The sequence below is a fragment of the Streptosporangium sp. NPDC000563 genome, assembly GCF_040299985.1.
Taxonomy (GTDB): Bacteria; Actinomycetota; Actinomycetes; order Streptosporangiales; family Streptosporangiaceae; genus Streptosporangium.
On the sequence record NZ_JBEPDA010000018.1, the window covers coordinates 50,096 to 67,295 of the forward strand.

Genomic DNA, 17,200 nt, shown 5'->3' on the forward strand with positions numbered 1-17,200 from the left:
CGGACGGGCCGGGCCACGGCGTGGTGTTCTTGAGCATGTCGCGCGGAACGATGGTGACCTGGGCGCGGGCGTGCGAGTCGGGGTCGGGGCGACACCCCGGGCCGCCCCGTTGCCGCGTCTGGAGTCCGCTTATCGGGGTTTTGCTGGGTTTGAAGTGCTTTGGTGTTGCTTCTGATTAATGTGGCGGAGAATTTTTGGGGGCGTGCCTGCTGGGCGGTAGCGTTCCGGCTAGCAAGACCGGTCAGGAAGGCCAGACGTCACCCGCCGCACGACATCGCAAGGAGCCTCGCCCGTGGTGCAGGACAAGACGGCCGCTCCGGTACCGGAGCGGCCCACGCAGGGCGTTCCCGCGGGAGGTGCGGCGGCCGGTCCCGTGACCGGCTCGGTGACCGGTCCCGCGAGGAGGGCGACCGCCGGCCCGGTGGACGGCTCGGCGGACGGTGCCGCGGCCGTGCCGGCGGACGGTGCGGACGGTGTCGCGGGCGGCCCGCTCGGCGCGGAGGTTTCGTCCCCCGGCTCGCGCCTGGTGCCGCTCGCCCGGGCCGCGGGCGCGGTGGCCGGCGGCCTGCTGATGTTCCTCGCCTTCCCGCCGCTCGGGCTCTGGTTCCTCGCGCCGCTCGGCATGGCCTCGGCGATCCTGGCCGTACGTGGCACCCGCCCGCGCCGGGGCACCTGGCTCGGCCTCCTCACCGGTCTCGCCCTGCTGCTGCCCGCTCTGCACTGGGTGAGCCCGATCGGCACCGACGCCTGGCTGGGGCTGGTCGCCATGGAGAGCGCCTTCTACGCCGCGTGGGGGACGGGCGTCGCGGTGGTGACCCGGTTGCGTCTGTGGCCGCTGTGGGGCGCCGCGCTCTGGGTGGCGGCCGAGTGGGCGCGAGGGCAGTTCCCCTTCGGCGGATTTCCCTGGGCGCGAGTGGCCTTCAGCCAGGGAGAGTCGATCTTCACCCCGTACGCCGCGCTCGGCGGGGCTCCGCTGGTGAGCTTCGCGGTGGCTTTGTGCGGTGGCCTGCTCGCCCTGGCGGTGCTGCGCTTTTTCCCGGCCACGGCCCCCGCTCCAATCACGGCCCCGGCCCCGAGCGCGGCCTCGGCTCAGGTCCCGGCCTCGGCCGAGTCCCAAGGGTCGCTCTCGCGCACGGACCGGCTCCCGGCCTCGGCCGAGGTTCCGCCCGAGTCCTCCGGCTCTCCCGTGGTTCCCGGCCCCCGCCGTGCCCGGGGCCCGCGCTGGGGGCGGGCACTGGCCCTGCCGCTCGCCGGGGCGTTGGCCGTGCCGGTCGCGGCCCTCGCCGTTCCCCGGTACGGCGACGAGGGCAGGAGCGTGACCGTCGGCGTCATCCAGGGCAACGTTCCCGGCCGTGGCATGCACCCGCTGGGCGACGAGCCCGCCGTGGTCCTCGGCAACCACACCCGGATGCTCCACCAGATGGCACGGGATGTGCGAGAGGGCAGGACACCCCGTCCCGACCTGGTCGTGCTGCCGGAGAACTCCACCGACATCGACCCGTTGCGCAACGAGTTCGCCCGGAGCGAGATCGACGCGGCGGTCAAGGACATCGGGGTGCCCGTCCTGGTCGGCGCCGTGGTCGGGATCGGGGAGAACAACCGGGCGACCCGCAGCATCGTCTGGGATCCGGTCACCGGCCCCGGCGCCCACTACGACAAGCAGCAGCTGGTCCCCTTCGGGGAGTTCACCCCGCTCCAGGGCCTCGTGCTCGCCCTGTTCGAGCGGGCATCCCTGGTCGGCAAGCAGTCGGTGGCGGGCACCCGCGACGGCGACCTCAGGCTGGGGCCGGTGACCGTCGGCGCGATCAACTGCTACGAGGTGGCCTTCGACGGCATCGTGGGCGACACCGCCAGGACGGGGGCCACGCCGCTGGTGGTGCAGACCAACAACGCCACCTACGCCCTGACCAACCTGCCGTCGCAGCAACTCGCCATGTCCCAGTTGCGGGCCGTGGAGCACAATCGGGCTGTGATCACTTCCGCAATTACTGGTATATCGGCATATGTGACCCCGAATGGTTCGATCGCCTGGCGCACCGGTGAGCTGGTTCCCGCCATGAACGTCCTGACCGTTCCGGTCAGGACCGCGCAGACCATCGCCACACGCGTGGGTGCGCTGCCCGAGTGGGCCTTGATACTTGTGGGTGCGGGTGCGGTGGCCACCGCCTGGCGGCGCCGGACGCCCGGTGCGGGGCACCTCGCGAACCGGGAGGACGATCAGCAGGTGGGAGACGCGTGATGGAGCGGATGCTTGGTCGGGTGCTCGTCATCGTCCCGACGTACAACGAGCGGGAGAACCTGCCGCTGATCACCCGGCGGCTGCGCGAGGCCGTCCCCGACGCCCACCTCCTGATCGCGGACGACGACAGCCCCGACGGCACGGGAGCGATCGCCGACAAGCTGGCGGCCGACGACGACCACGTCCACGTGCTGCACCGGCCGGGTGGCAAGCAGGGGTTGGGCGCCGCCTACATCGCGGGTTTCCGCTGGGGTCTTGAGGAGGGGTTCGGCGTTCTCGTGGAGATAGACGCCGACGGATCCCACCAGCCGGAAGAGCTGCCCAAGCTGCTGGACGCGCTGGCCGAGGGGGCCGATCTGGCGATCGGCTCCCGGTGGGTGCCCGGCGGCAAGGTCGTCAACTGGCCGGTCTCGCGGGAGTTCCTGTCGCGCGGCGCGAACGTCTACACCCGGCTGATGCTGGGCCTCCCGGTCCGGGACGCCACGGCGGGCTTCCGCGCCTACCGTGCCTCGGCCCTGGAGAAGATCAGCCTGCACGACGTCGAGTCGCGGGGCTACTGCTTCCAGGTGGACCTGACCCTGCGCACGGCTCGCGGCGGGATGCGCGTCACCGAGGTGCCCATCACCTTCGTGGAGCGCACCGTCGGGGCGAGCAAGATGAGCCGCGGCATCGTGGTCGAGGCACTGTGGCGGGTCACCGTCTGGGGTGTCACCGGTCTGCCCGCCCGCCTGCGCCGCCGCCGAGGTCGCTGACCCCTGGCCCCGCGGTGGCGCGGCCGGCCGATCCTGGCCGCCCGCGCCGCTTCCGTGAGGCCGCCCCCGGTTCGGAGGGGAGCACCGTCCTGAGAGCCGGCTGAAGCCCTGAGGGCCTGAGGACGCTGAGAAAACCGTCCACGCTGAGCGAACGCGGAACGCGCCGCCGCTTCGGGACGTTGTTCATGTCGTACGGCTGTCGCACGAGTTGAGGCGAAAAATGCGCATTCTGCTGTTCCTGACCTTTCTCGTGGTGCCGTTCCTCGAGATATGGGTGCTCATCCAGGTCGGTCAGCTCATCGGCGGGTGGCCCACGGTGGCCCTTCTGCTCGCCGGCAGTCTGCTGGGCGCCTGGATCGTGCGCCGCGAGGGCCGCCGGGCCTGGCGCAGACTCCAGGAGGCGCTGCAGAGCGGCCGGGCACCCGAGCGCGAACTCGCCGGCGGCGGGCTGACCCTCGTGGGCGGCATGCTGCTGATCGCTCCGGGATTCCTCTCGGACGTCCTCGGTCTCCTGTGCCTGCTGCCGTTCACCCGGCCGATGGTCCGCGGGCTCGGATCCTGGCTTCTCGCCCGCCGGATCCGCACCCTCGTCGCGAGGAACGCGGGTGGTGCCGGGCTCGGCTCGCCGTTCGGCGCGGGCTCGCCCTTCGACGTGTCGCGCGACGGCGGGAGGCCCCCGGGTTCCGGGCCGGTCGTCCACGGCGAGGTCATCCGCGACGAGCCGGGTGACGCGGGAGGCCCAGGCGGGACCAAGGACTCCGACCGGGGGATCATCGGTCGCTGAGCGCGGCCAGGCGGCGCAGCGAGAGCCGGAACAGGGCCGCGTTCAGCGGTTTGATCACCCGCCAGCCGAGCCGACCGGCCGCGCCGAACGGCACGTCGAGGTCCTCCTCCCAGACGATCGTGCTGCCGCCGCCCTCGCGGGGCAGCACGCGGAAAACCCCGGTGCCGCGCACCAGCCGTCCGGTGTGGCGGACTCCCACGCTCCTCGGCGGATCCCACTCGGTGATCTCCATGGTGTCGAGGAACCCGGCCGGTCCCACCCCGGTGAAGGCCTCCAGACGGCTCCCGGCGCCGCGACCGTCTCCGGCGGTGACGCGCGCCCGGGTCAGGACCATCCACTCGTGGTGCCTCGGCCAGTCGGTCAGGACCGAGAACACCTGCTCGGGCCGGGCGTGCGCGTCCACGGAGACGCTGATGTGGGAACGGGTCATCCACGGTTCCTTCCCCGTCTCCGCCGGCCGACCCTCCGGACACCTCGCCGTGCCCCCGTGCCCGTGAGATCCTGCCGTGGGCGGTGACGAAGGTGCCGGAGGAATCTCGTTTTTCTCCTTTTCAGGTCGAGATTCAGTGTGACTGTGGACCGTGAGAGGGCGAAGACGTGACGGCACGGCGCGCCCGGGACGGTTCGCGGCGGGAAGAACGACACCGGGAGAGCGTGGAGAGGGGCGGGTTCGCGATGACCGCGTTCGCACAGGGAGCCGACCTGGTCGAGGTCAGGCCGGTCGGCTGGGACGACGCGGCGGCCGTGGCGCTCCGCGGAGCGATGACGGAGGAGATGGACGCCCGCTACGCCGACCTGCTCGCCGTCATCGGCCTCGTGCCCGATGGCATGAACGTCGAGCCGGAGACCGTCGCCTACACCGGGGTCGCCTACGTGGCGGAGGGCGTCGCGGTCGGGCACGTGGCGTTGCGCAGGCTGGGTGGCGACCTGGAGCTCAAGCGGATGTTCGTGACCCCGTCCCATCGGGGTACCCGCGTGGCGCGGGCCCTGCTGGCCGCCGCCGAGGACGCCGCCCGCGCGCTGGGCGCGCCCCGGGTCGTCCTGCAGACCGGTCCCCGCCAGCCGGACGCGGTGAGGATGTACGAGCGGGAGGGCTACACGCCCGTCCCGGTCTTCCCGCCCTACGACCGTCTCCCGGGCTCCCTCTGCTTCCAGAAGCCTCTTTGATCCGCCCTCTCGCTCGCGGCGAAGGGCGGTTCTCCGGGGGGCCGGGGCCGTGCCGGGCCGGTCGCCCGGACACGGGTTCGCCGGCCCGGCCGAGGGGACGGCCGGACCGGCGAGGTGCTCGCGGGGTCTAGGACGCCGCGTGCTCGGGACTGTCGACGTAGATCCGGCCGAAGTCGACCGCCGGGGCGAATCCGGCGAAGTTGCGCTCGACCTCGGCTTTCTCCGCCGCGTTCGGGTTCGCGTTGGTGCAACTCGTACCCGCGCTCGCGCCGGACATCAGGTCCGTGCACCGGCCGGTACGCCGGTCGGGCAGGCCCAGGATGTGGCCGATCTCGTGGGTGGCGATCCGCAGCGGGTTGTGACCCTCCGCGGTCGCCTGCCGGCCCATCCACACGGTTCCGCGGCCCAGGCTGGTGGGCTGCGCACGAGGCCAGCCGTTGTCGGCGAGCACCACGAAGTCCGCGGGGCTGCCGGCCACCAGTCGTACGTTCGAGACGCTGGAGTTCCAGATCTGGGCCGCCTGGTCGACGGCGGATCGGAACTCCGCGGCCCTGCTCGCGTCATACCTGAGCACGCGAACCGCTGCCGTGCGGGCGTCCGCCGCGTGGGCGGGCGCGGCCTGGGCGGGGGTGACCGTCACCAGGAAGGCCAGCCCCAGGATGAGGGCGACGCCGGAGCGAATGATCCTTGACATTTCTGGCGGGCCTCCTCGGCCATCGGGGGGTTGCTCACGGGGAGCAGGCTGGTGAGGAGGCGAGATCAGCCGGTGACGAGTGTCAGCCCGTACGCCGAGAGGATCTCGTTGACCGGCTGGTGGTAGGTGGTACCGCCGACGGAGCAGTTGCCCGAGCCACCGGAGGTGACGCCCTGTGCCTGGTTGCCGGAGATGAAGGAGCCGCCGGAGTCGCCTGGCTCGGCGCACGCGCTGGTGCGGGTCAGGCCGCTCACCGTGCCCTGCGCGTAGGTGACGCTCGCGTTGTGCTGCTGGATGGTGCCGCAGCGCCAGCCCGTGGTGGAGCCGGAGCGGCAGATCGAGGAGCCGACCGAGGCCTGGGTGGAGCCGCGGACGACCACGTTGGCGCCGCCGGAGCCGCGGACGTAGGGGGTCACGGTGTGGCCGGGAGTGGAGACCCAGGCGTAGTCGTTGCCGGGGAACGACGAGCCGTAGAAGGAGCCGGAGGGGGAGCTGGTGGTGGCTCCCGCCCTACCGCAGTGACCGGCGGTCACGAAGCCGGGGGCGGTGCCCCGGCGCGCGGAGAAGCCGATGCTGCAGCGGCTGCCGCCGATGTAGTAGGCGTTGCCGCCGATGATGTTGATGAAGGGCTCGGGCTTCTCGGCGGAGAGCGTCACCTTCACGACGCCCTTGTCCACGCCCGCGGCCGCGGCGAGGGCCTCGCCCGCTGCCTGGTCGCCGGTGAGGATGACGACGCTGTTGGTCGTGACGTCGACGTACCAGAGGGAGGCGCCGGCCTTCGCCTCCGCCGACGCGCCGTCGAGCTTGGCCTTGACGGCCTCGAGGTCGGCGAGGGAGCGGCTGACGACCACGGGCTGCGCGCCCTTGGCCTTGATGGCGGCCGCGGCGGAGGCGTCGGTGGTGGCCACGGAGAGCTGGGAGGCGTCGCCGTTGAGCCAGGCGCCGCCGTACTTGGCGCCCAGTTCCTGGGTCAGGGCGGACTCCGAGGCGGCCGCGCGGTGCTCGTTGGCCAGGCGCTGGACGGCCTGCTCGGCGGTGAGGCCGAGGTCGCGCTGGAGAGCCTCGAGCATCGCGGCCGGAGGCTGGGGGGCGGGGGCAGGGGGGGCGGTTGTCGCGACGGCGGGCGACACGGTGGCGACCAGGTACAGAGCCACGGTGGCGGCTCCAGCCAGAAGGGTACCTCGACGTAACATGCACACTCCTTGTGAGGGGTGATGTCAAGGTATTGGTGAGAAGCATGCGGGGGGATCTCCCAAAAAATCCCTATCGCGATGTTATGGGGGCTTGATCACCTTCGGGCCTGGGGTGAGGTTGAGGGCGCGGTGCTCGCGAACACCTTCCTCCCGGAGAGGCGATGCGACCGAAACGGTTCAGGAATATGGCCGAAACGGCGGGGAGTGATGGACGATCAGGTGCTTCCCCTACTCGCGCGGCCGGGGGGAACTCTGAAAGACTGGTCACCGCGCCTTCGGCGCACAGGTGCCGATTCTCGACAGTTACCAACAGTGACCAAACGGAGCAGCGTCAATGACTTGTTCTGTGCATCCGGAACTCGCGAGGACGCATCGCCGCGCCGCACGTGCGGCCGATCGGTGGAGAGGGGCCCTCACGACGCCCGTTCCCCTCCTCTCCCGGGCACGCCCCGCGCGGGCCGTCGTCCAGGCCGCTCACCATCCGGCCGTCACCGCCCGGATGCCACAGAAGGACACGCACCATGACTGACGAAGCCGCCGTCACCGACGCCGGGAGCGAGGAGACGGCGACGTTGCCGCGCCGCAGCGACGCGCTGCGATGCCCGCACACCGAGGGCGACGAGCGCCGTTGCGTCCTGCCTCCCGACCACGATCTGGACCACGTCTACCCGCACCAGAAGGCTCCCGCCCTGTGCGCGGGTGAGTGACGGGCGATCGAACGGCCGGCAGGGAAACGGCCCGCGGGCGCGAGAGGTCCGGCGGCGCCGTCCCCGGTGACCTCCCGGCGGGAGGCCCTCTCGGAAACAGGCGTCCCTCGGTGTTCTTCGGCGTCGCCCGGCGTCCCCCGGCTTCAGAGGACGCCGATCGCCTCGGCGGCGGTCACGGCCGCGCGGACGGCCTGCGCCGGGTCGCCCTCGTGGTACCGCCGCTCGCTGGGCTCGATGTTGTCGAGAAACTCCTGATAGCGGACCGCGTACGCGAGGTGCTGCAGAGGTTCGGCCAGGACCAGCGCGCGGGCCGGGTCGCAGCCGGGGACGGCCGCGGCCCACGTCTCGCGCCAGGCTTCCGCGGCCGCTTCCCAGAGGTCGCCGGGCAGGAAGTCACGGGGGCGCAGGCCGTCGAGGACGGGGTGGCCGTAGTGGCTGTCGGCGAGGTCCAGCACGACGGTGCCGCGCGGTCCCGCCATCCAGTTGCCCGGATGGAAGTCGCCGTGCACCAGCGTGCACGGCAGGCCGCATGACTCCAGCGAGGCGGCGAGCGACGGCAGACGACCGGCGAGCCGGTGGGCGAGGCGCAACTCCCCGGTGTTCAGGTCACCGGCCGCCTCACCGTCGAGCAGTCCGCCCACCAGCGCGGCCAGAGCCGAGGGGGTGCGGTCGGGAAGTCCGTCGGGTGGCGCGCACCCGTGTTCGGCGAGGGCCGCCTGTGCCCTCGCCAGGCGGCTCACCGCCTCGACGACGATCTCCCGCGACGCCCCGTGACAGTCGCCGCCGGGCACGTGCTCCAGGAGCACCCGCCGGTTCGGGGTGTCGGCCGCCACGATCGCGGGCACCAGGCCGGGATCCTTCGCCGCGAGCATCCCGATCGCGCGGGCCTCGTCGGAGGCGAACCCAGGAGTGATCTTCAGCCAGACCGGTCCCGGGCGCGTGGGGATGCGGAACAACCCCGCCAGGTTCCAGGTCCTCACCTGCCGGACGGGACCCTCGGCGGGTCTGCCCGCCTCACGCAGCGCGGCCTGGGCCCAGGCCAGTGCCTCGCGCGCTCCGGACGCCTTCGCCCACTCCGCCCGGTGCGCCACGGGGCCCGCCAGATCTTCCAGGACCGGCCTGCCGGTCACGTCCGGGGCGCCGGGCCGGAGGTCGGCCGGACCGGCCGCGGGACGGTCCAGAGCCTCGACGTGATAGGTCGTGTGACCGTCGCGAGGGCCATCGCGAGGGCCGCCGCCGTTCTCGACGTCGACCAGGCGCAGCACCACCACGGGCGTGCCGAGCACGCCCTCCAGATGGGTCACGACCGAACCGACCTCGGCCCACCAGGGTTCGGCCACGGGGAACGGGCCCACGGTTCCCAGCCATTCGGTGCCCGACGTCACGAAGGCGCTCACCGTGCGGCCCGATGTTTCGCTCACGGGGGCAGTGTGCCCGCGGGGAAGCGGTCGGTGCCACGGGTTTTCCCCGGGGCCGAGGCGGAGGAGGACGAGGGGCGGCGCTGCCGGGCCCGGGTGGCCGGTCCTCGGTCAGTGCCCGGAGTTGTGGTCGTCGAAGAGGGAGGGCTCGTGCCGCCGGGCCGGCCGCGCGTGGGGCTCCATCGACCCCGCGGGCCGGGGGTTCTCGCTCGGGCGATCGCGCCGCAGTTGGGACAGGAGTCTCGCGTCCTCGCGCATCTCCTCTTCCGAGGGGGACAGGAAGATCGCCAGAAGCAGACCGAGGCTGAGCATGCTGATCCCGACGAGCAGGGGCAGCATGAAGTCCATTCCCTGTGCTCCGCTCGTCGGTGCGGGGGTGCCGTGGAGTTCGACCCCGATGGCGAACATCCCCGTGTAGTGCATCCCGTTCACCGCGAAGCCCATCAGCAGGGCGGCGCCGGTGGTGGCGAGTGCCCCGCGCACGCGCACGCTGAACCAGAGTGCCACCGTCGCCGCGACCACCGCGATGATCAGCGACAGTCCGACCAGGAGGGGGTCGTAGCTCACGTGTGCGGACATGTTCATGGCCGCCATGCCCAGATAGTGCATTCCGGCCACGCCCAGGCCGGTCAGCAGCCCGCCGCCGAGGAGCGCGCCGGTGCTGTTCTCCCGGTGCGAGACCAGGAACAGGCCGGCGCCGACGACGACGATCGCGAGCAGTGCGGACGCGACGGTGAGCGGGACGTCGTAGCGGATCGACGTGCCCATGACGTCGAAGCCCATCATCGCGATGAAGTGCATCACCCAGATGCCGGTCCCGCCGATGGACAGGGCCGCGCCGCCGAGCCAGAGCGCGCGTGAGCTGCCCTCCGCCCCTCGGGCCCGCGCGGCGAACAGCAGTCCCAGCAGGGATCCGGTGCTCGACATGATGTACGAGGCGACCGGCGTGACGAGCCCGTAGGCGAAATGGTCGATGGGGGACATGGCGAACTCCTGGCATGCGGGAGGGTGATGGAACGTGCCAGGACGGGGTCAGGCCGGGCTGGCGTGCGGGGGGATGGAACGTGCCAGGACGGAGTCAGGCCGAGCTGGCGTGCGGGAGTGGTCGTGGGATGGCCATGAGGTGGCCGTGGGGTGGTTCGGGTAGTGACTGGTTGATCGGCCAATCACTACGAGGGGAGCTCACCTTACAGTTCTTCGGTTGCGCATGGCCATAATGGGGTGATTACGAATGTCTAAACCAAGCACGCGGTGACTGTCTCACTCACTTGACGTGAACATCCCAGGAGAGGAGGCGGGCCGATGAGCAGGCTCGCCGGTCGAGGACAGAAGACGCCACCGCCTCCGGTATGGCCGGAGGACCGCTACGAGGTGGTCTGCGAGCGTGACGAGCCGCACGGCGGCACCCACGACCGCTATCACTTCCCGAAGTACGCGGTGAACTCGGCGCGCAGCCTGGAGACGGCAGGGCTCGCCAGGAGGGTGCGCGTGGTCAGGCTGTCCGACGGGGTAGTGATCTACGACCGCGTCAACGGCGTCGACCTGCCCGCCGACGAGTGGTGATGGCCACCCTCGGGCGGAGGCGTGAGGGGGCCCGGGTGCCGAGGTCGGAGGGCGCCGGGCCCTGTGGGGACGGACGGGTCACCGGGCCCTGGACCGTCGAGATCAGACGGTTCCAGGGCCCGGGCCGTCGGAGTCAGGGGGTGGGAGGCTCGGAGGGATAAGGGCTCTCGCCGTCCCGGATCGCCGCGAGCATCCGTGCCGCGTACGCCTGCACAGCCTTGTGCAGGCCGTGGCCGAAACTCACGCGGGCCACCCCGAGGGCCGCGAGCTCGCCGATGGACGGTGTGCCGGGACGGAACAGGATGTTGATCGGCCCGTCGATCCCCTCGACCAGCGCGCGAACGGCCTCCGCCTCGGCCACGAAGATCGGATAGACGCAGTCGGCGCCCGCCTCCAGGTAACCGCGCCCCCGCCGCACCGATTCGGTCAGCCGCTCCTCGGGGCTTCCCGGCCCCTGCATGTAGGCGTCGACTCGGGCGTTGATCACCAGGTCCACGCCCGCGTCGGTCGCGGCACTCCTGACGGCGGAGAGGAAGGCGATCTGCTCGTCGACGTCGATCATCGCGCCCGTACGGGGGTCGGAGTCCTCCAGGTTGCAGCCTGACGCCCCCGCGGCGACGAGCCGCTCGACCAGCTCCGCGGGCTCAAGCCGGTAGCCGCGCTCCATGTCGGCGGTGACGGGCAGGCCGACCGAGCGGCTGATCCTGGCGATCGCGGCCAGCATCTCCTCGACCGGGGTCTCCTCGCCGTCGTCGTAGCCGAGCACCGGGGCGATCGCGGCGCTGCCGGTGGCGATCACCGGGAAGCCCGCCGCCTCGACCGCACGGGCCGACGCGGCGTCCCAGACGTTGGGCACTACCAGCGGACGGCCGGGTACGTGCAGCGCCCGTAGTGCCGTGGCTTTCTCATGGGCCGTCGTCGGCGCGGAACCGCCGGTGTCCTCACTGGTGGAAATGGTCATGGAAGCGACCCTAGCCGGGAAGTGGATCGATCTTAAGCACCAATTCCCAACCAGCCGGTTAGGCCACTTCGCCTCGTTCACCGCCTGGAAGAGCCGGACGACCCCCGAGGCGGGGACGCTCTTTCCGAGCGGGAGGGTGAGGCTCTTGGAAGCCTCGGGGCGAGTGGGGGAAGCGACGGTCAGGGGGAGAGGCCGGGGACGGGAAAGAACGGACCCCCGGCCCTCGTGGGGCCGGGGGTCGCCAACTCTCCGAATTCGGTCAGGCGCTCTTGCGGCGCTGGGCGCGTAGAATCGCCAGGCGCTCGTTGAGCACCTCCTCCAGGTCCTCGATCGTGCGGCGCTCCAGCAGCATGTCCCAGTGCGTTCGCGGGGGCTTGGCCTTCTTGGCCTCCGGCTGCTCGCCGTCCACCCGGAGGGCGGTCGCGCCGCACATGCGGCACTCCCAGGTCGCCGGGATCTCTGCTTCAGCGGCAAGCGGAACGTCGAATCGATGGCCCTTCGGGCAGGTGTAGGACACCTCTTGGCGCGGGGCCAGATCGGTGTTGCGGTCGTTCTCGTAGCTGGTCGCCCCGAGTCTGGTGCCGCGTAGCGCACGCTCGCCCATGTCTGAATGCCTCCTGAGGGCCCCGTCGTGAGGGGTTCGTCTCCCACGGCGTACAACGCTTGGTACCGTGTGTGGATTCCCACAGACAGGGTGATCCAATCGCACGTTCTTGACCCGGTCTGCGAAGGACCCTTTTTTCTGGGGTTCTCAGATGCGTTCCGGCACCTGGTTTCCGGCCGCTCTGATGGCCTTGGGCAGGTTGATGAGGGCGAGCAGCACGAATCCGAGCACGAAGAAGATCACCAAAGAGATGATTCCCAGGCGATAGCTGTCGGTCAGCTGGAGCGCCAGGCCGAGGGTGAACGAGCCGAGGAACGTCGAGCCCTTGTCGCTGATCTCGTACAGGCTGTAGTACTCCGCCTCCTTGCCCTTCGGGATCACGTGGGAGAACAGCGATCGCGACAGGGCCTGTGTCCCGCCCATCACGATCGCGATGGCGAATCCCAGCGCGAAGAAGGGCAGGGCCGCGCCCTTGGGCAGGAAGTAGGCCACGGCCACCACGGCGATCCAGGCGATCAGCGCGGCCAGCACGACCCGCTTGGCCCCGTACGAGGCGGCGAGCCTGCCGAGCAGCAGGGCGCCGAAGAAGGCGACGAACTGCACCATCAGGATCGCCGCGATCCGTACCTTCTGGTCCAGCCCGAGCTCCTTGTCGGCGTAGGTGGCCGAGAAGGAGATGACGGTCTGCACGCCGTCGTTGTAGATCAGATAGGCGACGAGGAAACCCAGGGTGAGCGGGTAGCGTCGCAGCTCCCTGATCGTGCGGCCCAGCTGCCGGAAGCTGCCGGTCATGGCCTGGCCCACGTTCTCCGCGCCCGAGGGGAGCGCCCGCCGGTTGCGCAGCCGCAGCAGCGGGATGATCGTGAACCCGCCCCACCACAGGCCCGCGGACGACAGGGCGATGCGCACGGCATCGCCCTCGGTGATGCCGAAGGACTTGTGATAGAGGAACAGGGCCAGGTGGACGGCGAGCAGCAGGCCGCCGCCGAGATAGCCGAAACCCCAGCCCCTGGCGGAGACCTTGTCACGCTCGTCCGCCGTGGAGATCTCCGGCAGGAACGAGTTGTAGATCACGAACGCGGCGGCGAAGGCGACGCTGGACACCAGGAACAGCGCGCCGCCCAGCAGGTAACGTCCGTCGGCGACGAACCAGAAGCAGACGGTCGCGCCGGCGCCGAGGTAGGCGAAGAGACCGAGGAGCTCCTTCTTCCTGCCGGTGTGGTCGGCCAGCGCGCCCACGACGGGCATCAGGATGATCTGCAGGATGGCCGCACAGCCCACCACGAAGGAGTAGTAGGCGCTGGGCCGCACGTCGAACCCGATCACGTCCACGTACGGGCGTCCCTGGGCGGCGGTCTCCGCGATCGTCGTCAGGTACGGGCCGAGGAAGACCGTCAGGATGGTGGTCGGGAAGGCGGAGTTCGCCCAGTCGTAGAAGTACCAGCCGCGCTGTTCGCGGCGGCGGGACTGGGGGGAGTCCTCGACGACCTGTTCTGAGGTCATGGGCGGTCCTCGGTCTTTCGGGGGGAGGGGGAGGCGGGGAGAGGAGAGGGGAAACAGGGGATCGCGGGGATACGGCTTACGCGGCGAGACGGCCCGGATACCACTGGCCGCGAGACTCCAGCACGCCGCGCAGTCCTGAGATGTTGTCGGTCATCAGCCCGTCCACGCCGAGGTCGAGCAGGCGTTCCATCACCCCGGTGTCGTTGACGGTCCACACGTGGATCTGCATACCGAGCGCGTGCGCCGTGCGGATCAGTGCGGGCGTGGTGATCCGCAGGCCGCGGAAGCCGACCGGCACCTGCGCGCACGGCACCCCGGCGCGGGCCAGGCGGGCGAGCAGGCGGCCGTAGCCGGAGGTGGAGGCGGCGGCGCGCAGGGTCGCCACGCCGCGCGGGCCGAGCGATGAGCACACGTCACGGCCGATCGCGGCACGGGCCCTGGCGAGCCGCTCCTCCGAGAAGGAGGTGAGGCAGATCCGGTCGTGGGAGGCGGTCCGCCTGACCGCGGCGGCGAGCGGCGCGATGGCCGCCGACTCCTTGACGTCGATGTTGAAGCGCGCCTCGGGCCACGAGCCCAGCAGGTCCTCCATCAGCGGGATCTCGTCCACGCCGCCGATCCGCGCCTCACGCACCAGCCGGTACGGCAGTCCGGCGATCCTGCCCCTGCGGTCGGTCACCCGGTCCAGGGTGTGGTCGTGGAAGGCGAGCAGCACTCCGTCGGAGGTGGCGTGCGCGTCGGTCTCCAGATACGTGTAACCGAGTTCGACGGCCCGCTCGAAGGCGGGGAAGGTGTTCTCCCTGCCCTCGGCGGCACCACCCCTGTGCGCGAAGGGCAGCGGGCCGGGATGGTCGAGGAAGGCGTAACGGCGTTGCACGTGCAGGAGTATGCCCCCTGCGGGCCGGGCGCGTCATCGCGGGCAGGTGAACGTTTGGATCACAAGGCCCTGAACGGGAGGGGACGGGCGGAGTGGGACGGAGGGCGCGACAGCGGCCGCCCGGCGCCGACCTGACCCGGGGCAAGGCTTTGCCCTGGCCTGCCCATCGCCGTGGATGATGGAAAAACACCTGGTTGTCCACGGGGTGTCTCGCCGTTACGCCCGGTTTTTCCTTCTTCGGGGGCAGGTGGCGTCGAGGCCCTGGTTGTGAGAACGGAGGCCGCGCATGAGCACGGGAAGCACTCCCGGACGCCTGGCGCGCGTGGGCGTCTTCCTCGACGATCGCCTCGGCGCGGCGACGTTCCTCAAGCGGAACATGCGGAAGATCTTTCCTGACCACTGGACGTTCCTGCTGGGCGAGATCGCTCTCTACTCGTTCGTCATCCTGCTGCTGACCGGCACGTTCCTGACGTTCTTCTTCAAGCCCGGCATGAACGAGGTCGTCTACAACGGCTCCTACTCGCCGCTCAAGGGCGTCACCATGTCCGAGGCGTACGCCTCCTCGCTGGACCTCAGCTTCGACGTGCGCGGCGGCCTGCTGATGCGGCAGATGCACCACTGGGCGGCCCTGCTGTTCATCGGCGGCATGATGATCCACATGCTGCGGGTGTTCTTCAACGGCGCCTACCGCAAGCCGCGCGAGCTGAACTGGCTGATCGGCGTCGCCCTGCTCGCTCTCGCGCTGTTCGAGGGCCTGACCGGCTACTCCCTGCTCGACGACCTGCTCTCCGGTGCCGGCCTGAGGATCACCGCCGGTGTGGCGCAGTCGCTGCCGGTGGTGGGCACCTGGCTCAGCTTCTTCCTCATCGGCGGCGAGTATCCCGGCCAGGACGTCATCGCCCGCTTCTACTCGATCCACATCCTGCTCATCCCGGCCGTACTGCTGGCGCTCATCACCGCCCACCTGATCCTGACGTGGGTGTTGAAGCACACGCAGATGCCGGGCAAGGGCCGCACCAACGACAACGTGGTGGGCGCGCCGACCTACCCCTCCTTCATGATCAAATCGGGCGCCTACTTCATGTTCACCTTCGGCGTCGTCGCGCTGCTGGGCACCTTCGCCCAGATCAACCCCGTCTGGCTGTACGGCCCCTACGTGCCGTCCGACATCTCGGCGGGCACCCAGCCCGACTTCTACCTGGCGCTCCTGGACGGCTCGCTGCGCCTGATGCCCTCCTGGGAGATCAACTTCCTGGGCTTCACGCTGCCGATGAGCGTGCTGATCCCGGCGCTGCTCCCTCTGGGGATCATCCTGACCGGCTTGGCGCTCTATCCGTTCGTCGAGCAGTGGGTCACCGGGGACCGCCGCGAGCACCACATCGTGGACCGTCCCCGAAACAACCCGCACCGCACCGCGATCGGCGTGTCGGCGGTCACGTTCTACGGCGTCCTGTGGCTGATGGCCTCCAACGACGTGATCGCCTCGGTCTTCCACCTCTCGCTGAACAAGATGATCTACATCGGCCGGGTCCTGGTCTTCCTCGGCCCGGCACTGGCGTACCTCGTCACCTACCGGATCTGCCTGGGGCTGCAGCGCCGCGACGCCGACGCCCTCGGTCACGGCGTGGAGACCGGTGTGATCAAGCGCCGGCCCACGGGTGAGTACTTCGAGGTCCACGTTCCCCCCCTCGAATCCATCGAGGCCCAGGTCCGAGGCAAGGAGCCGGTCCCGATCCTCGAAGGGGCGGCCGAGGAGGGCGACGGGGACGGCGCCCCGCCGCGCGGAGGGAAGCACCACCCGCTGCGCGAACTCCGCGCCAGGATGAGCAGGGCGTACGGCGGCGAGAAGGTCCCGCTCGGCGACGGGGATCACGACGGTCACGACGGGCGTGAGGGGAGCGGCGGGCACGACGGGCGCGACCGCGCCGGGCGCGCGGCCGTCGGCCGCGGAACGGAGGAGAAGAGGTCGCCGTGACCGGCCGGGGCGGTCGCTCCTCGGGCGGCACCTCGCCCGTCGAGGGCAGTCACTCCTCGGCGGGCACCTTGCCCGACCACTCCTGGCGGCGGGCCTCCGCGATCGCGATCGCCGCCGCCACCGCGACGTTGAACGACCCGACCCGGCCGACCTGAGGGATGTAACAGACGCCGTCGGCGGCCTCCAGCAGCGCGGGGGAGCAGCCGTGGTCCTCGCTGCCCACCACCAGGCACACGTCGCCGTCGAGCCTGGCCTCGGACAGGGGCACCGCGTCGCCGGTGAGTTCCACCGCCACCACGGCGAACCCGTCCTCCTTCGCCGCCCGTACGGCCTCCAGGACGGGGACCGGCTCCTCCCAGGCCACCAGCCTGTCGGTGCCCAGCGCGGTCTTCTGCGCCTTGGGGTTGGTCGGCGGGGTGGCGTTGCCCGCCAGCCAGATCCGCTCCACACCGAAGGCGGCGGCCGTGCGGAAGATGGAGCCGATGTTGAACGGGCCGGTCACCGACTCCAGGATCAGAGCCAGCCGCCCTTCGGTGTTCCTCCGCCAGGTGCGGTTGAGGCGTTTGACATCGGTCGGGCGCAGTTGCCTGCGCGGATTCGCCGTCATCGGTCGTTCACTGTTTCTCGTCGTTCCTCGTTCGTTCCGGGTTCGTTCAGAGTTCGTTCAGGGGTCGTTCCGCGCTCTGTCCGCGGTGACCGTGTCTCGTCGCGTCTCACCACTTCAGTGCCGCTCAGTGCCGCTCAGTGCCGCTCAGCCGCCACCCGG

General features: G+C 70.8%; 17 protein-coding genes. 7 read left to right on the forward strand and 10 right to left on the reverse strand.

Annotated elements, in window-relative coordinates:
* The first annotated feature begins 571 nt into the window (after positions 1 to 571).
* The 3 genes from lnt (at position 572) to ABT352_RS30070 (ending at position 3,775) form a co-directional block, all read left to right on the forward strand.
* Entirely contained in the window at positions 572 to 2,239 is a 1,668-nt protein-coding gene (gene lnt, locus ABT352_RS30060) for an apolipoprotein N-acyltransferase (RefSeq protein WP_502992907.1), read from the forward strand.
* Positions 2,239 to 2,991, forward strand: coding sequence for a polyprenol monophosphomannose synthase (locus ABT352_RS30065; protein WP_350948330.1), 753 nt, complete (start codon positions 2,239 to 2,241; stop codon positions 2,989 to 2,991). The genes lnt and ABT352_RS30065 overlap by 1 nt, the downstream gene beginning before the upstream one ends.
* Before the next feature lie 220 nt (positions 2,992 to 3,211).
* Positions 3,212 to 3,775, forward strand: a complete 564-nt coding sequence (locus ABT352_RS30070) for an FxsA family protein (RefSeq protein ID WP_350948331.1) — start codon at positions 3,212 to 3,214, stop codon at positions 3,773 to 3,775.
* On the opposite strand, the gene ABT352_RS30075 is transcribed toward ABT352_RS30070, so the two are convergent.
* Positions 3,762 to 4,205 carry an SRPBCC family protein gene (locus tag ABT352_RS30075; protein ID WP_350948332.1) on the reverse strand — a complete coding sequence of 148 codons (444 nt, stop codon included), beginning with the start codon at positions 4,203 to 4,205 and terminating at the stop codon, positions 3,762 to 3,764. The genes ABT352_RS30070 and ABT352_RS30075 overlap by 14 nt on opposite strands.
* Positions 4,206 to 4,450: 245 nt before the next feature.
* On the opposite strand from ABT352_RS30075, the gene ABT352_RS30080 reads away from it, so the two are divergent.
* On the forward strand, positions 4,451 to 4,942 hold the full coding sequence (locus ABT352_RS30080; protein WP_350948333.1) for a GNAT family N-acetyltransferase: 492 nt from the start codon (positions 4,451 to 4,453) through the stop codon (positions 4,940 to 4,942).
* Between the two features lie 127 nt (positions 4,943 to 5,069).
* Here the strand turns inward: ABT352_RS30080 and ABT352_RS30085 are convergent, their stop codons facing one another.
* Together ABT352_RS30085 and ABT352_RS30090 are read right to left on the reverse strand one after the other, a co-directional pair.
* On the reverse strand, positions 5,070 to 5,636 hold the full coding sequence (locus ABT352_RS30085) for a snapalysin family zinc-dependent metalloprotease (RefSeq protein WP_350948334.1): 567 nt from the start codon (positions 5,634 to 5,636) through the stop codon (positions 5,070 to 5,072).
* 65 nt (positions 5,637 to 5,701) lie between these two features.
* The gene (locus tag ABT352_RS30090) at positions 5,702 to 6,829 is read right to left on the reverse strand and encodes a S1 family peptidase (protein ID WP_350948335.1); all 1,128 of its coding nucleotides are present in this window, start codon (positions 6,827 to 6,829) and stop codon (positions 5,702 to 5,704) included.
* A gap of 521 nt (positions 6,830 to 7,350) precedes the next feature.
* Between ABT352_RS30090 and ABT352_RS30095 the strand changes: the two genes are divergently transcribed.
* Entirely contained in the window at positions 7,351 to 7,536 is a 186-nt protein-coding gene (locus tag ABT352_RS30095) for a hypothetical protein (protein ID WP_350948336.1), read from the forward strand.
* Between the two features lie 143 nt (positions 7,537 to 7,679).
* Here ABT352_RS30095 and ABT352_RS30100 read toward each other — a convergent pair whose 3' ends face one another.
* Together ABT352_RS30100 and ABT352_RS30105 are read right to left on the reverse strand one after the other, a co-directional pair.
* Positions 7,680 to 8,957, reverse strand: coding sequence for an aminoglycoside phosphotransferase family protein (locus ABT352_RS30100; RefSeq protein ID WP_350948337.1), 1,278 nt, complete (start codon positions 8,955 to 8,957; stop codon positions 7,680 to 7,682).
* Between the two features lie 108 nt (positions 8,958 to 9,065).
* A complete protein-coding gene (locus ABT352_RS30105; protein WP_350948338.1) occupies positions 9,066 to 9,938 on the reverse strand; it encodes an MHYT domain-containing protein in 873 nt (290 codons plus the stop codon).
* 318 nt (positions 9,939 to 10,256) lie between these two features.
* On the opposite strand from ABT352_RS30105, the gene ABT352_RS30110 reads away from it, so the two are divergent.
* Positions 10,257 to 10,517, forward strand: a complete 261-nt coding sequence (locus tag ABT352_RS30110; protein ID WP_350948339.1) for a hypothetical protein — start codon at positions 10,257 to 10,259, stop codon at positions 10,515 to 10,517.
* 133 nt (positions 10,518 to 10,650) lie between these two features.
* Here the strand turns inward: ABT352_RS30110 and ABT352_RS30115 are convergent, their stop codons facing one another.
* The 4 genes from ABT352_RS30115 to ABT352_RS30130 all read right to left on the reverse strand — a co-directional run bounded on the left by ABT352_RS30115 (position 10,651) and on the right by ABT352_RS30130 (position 14,459).
* The gene (locus tag ABT352_RS30115; RefSeq protein WP_350948340.1) at positions 10,651 to 11,478 is read right to left on the reverse strand and encodes an isocitrate lyase/PEP mutase family protein; all 828 of its coding nucleotides are present in this window, start codon (positions 11,476 to 11,478) and stop codon (positions 10,651 to 10,653) included.
* Positions 11,479 to 11,737: 259 nt separating this feature from the next.
* Positions 11,738 to 12,082, reverse strand: coding sequence for an RNA polymerase-binding protein RbpA (locus tag ABT352_RS30120; protein WP_350948341.1), 345 nt, complete (start codon positions 12,080 to 12,082; stop codon positions 11,738 to 11,740).
* 147 nt (positions 12,083 to 12,229) lie between these two features.
* Positions 12,230 to 13,585 (reverse strand): MFS transporter, encoded by a 1,356-nt coding sequence (locus ABT352_RS30125; RefSeq protein ID WP_350948342.1) that lies wholly within the window; start codon positions 13,583 to 13,585, stop codon positions 12,230 to 12,232.
* 76 nt (positions 13,586 to 13,661) lie between these two features.
* Complete coding sequence (locus tag ABT352_RS30130) at positions 13,662 to 14,459, reverse strand: glycerophosphodiester phosphodiesterase family protein (protein WP_350948343.1); 798 nt, start codon at positions 14,457 to 14,459, stop codon at positions 13,662 to 13,664.
* 286 nt (positions 14,460 to 14,745) lie between these two features.
* On the opposite strand from ABT352_RS30130, the gene qcrB reads away from it, so the two are divergent.
* Positions 14,746 to 16,434, forward strand: coding sequence for a cytochrome bc1 complex cytochrome b subunit (gene qcrB / locus ABT352_RS30135; RefSeq protein ID WP_350948344.1), 1,689 nt, complete (start codon positions 14,746 to 14,748; stop codon positions 16,432 to 16,434).
* 49 nt (positions 16,435 to 16,483) lie between these two features.
* Here qcrB and ABT352_RS30140 read toward each other — a convergent pair whose 3' ends face one another.
* Positions 16,484 to 17,041 (reverse strand): TrmH family RNA methyltransferase, encoded by a 558-nt coding sequence (locus ABT352_RS30140; RefSeq protein ID WP_350948345.1) that lies wholly within the window; start codon positions 17,039 to 17,041, stop codon positions 16,484 to 16,486.
* Positions 17,042 to 17,200 lie beyond the last annotated feature (159 nt).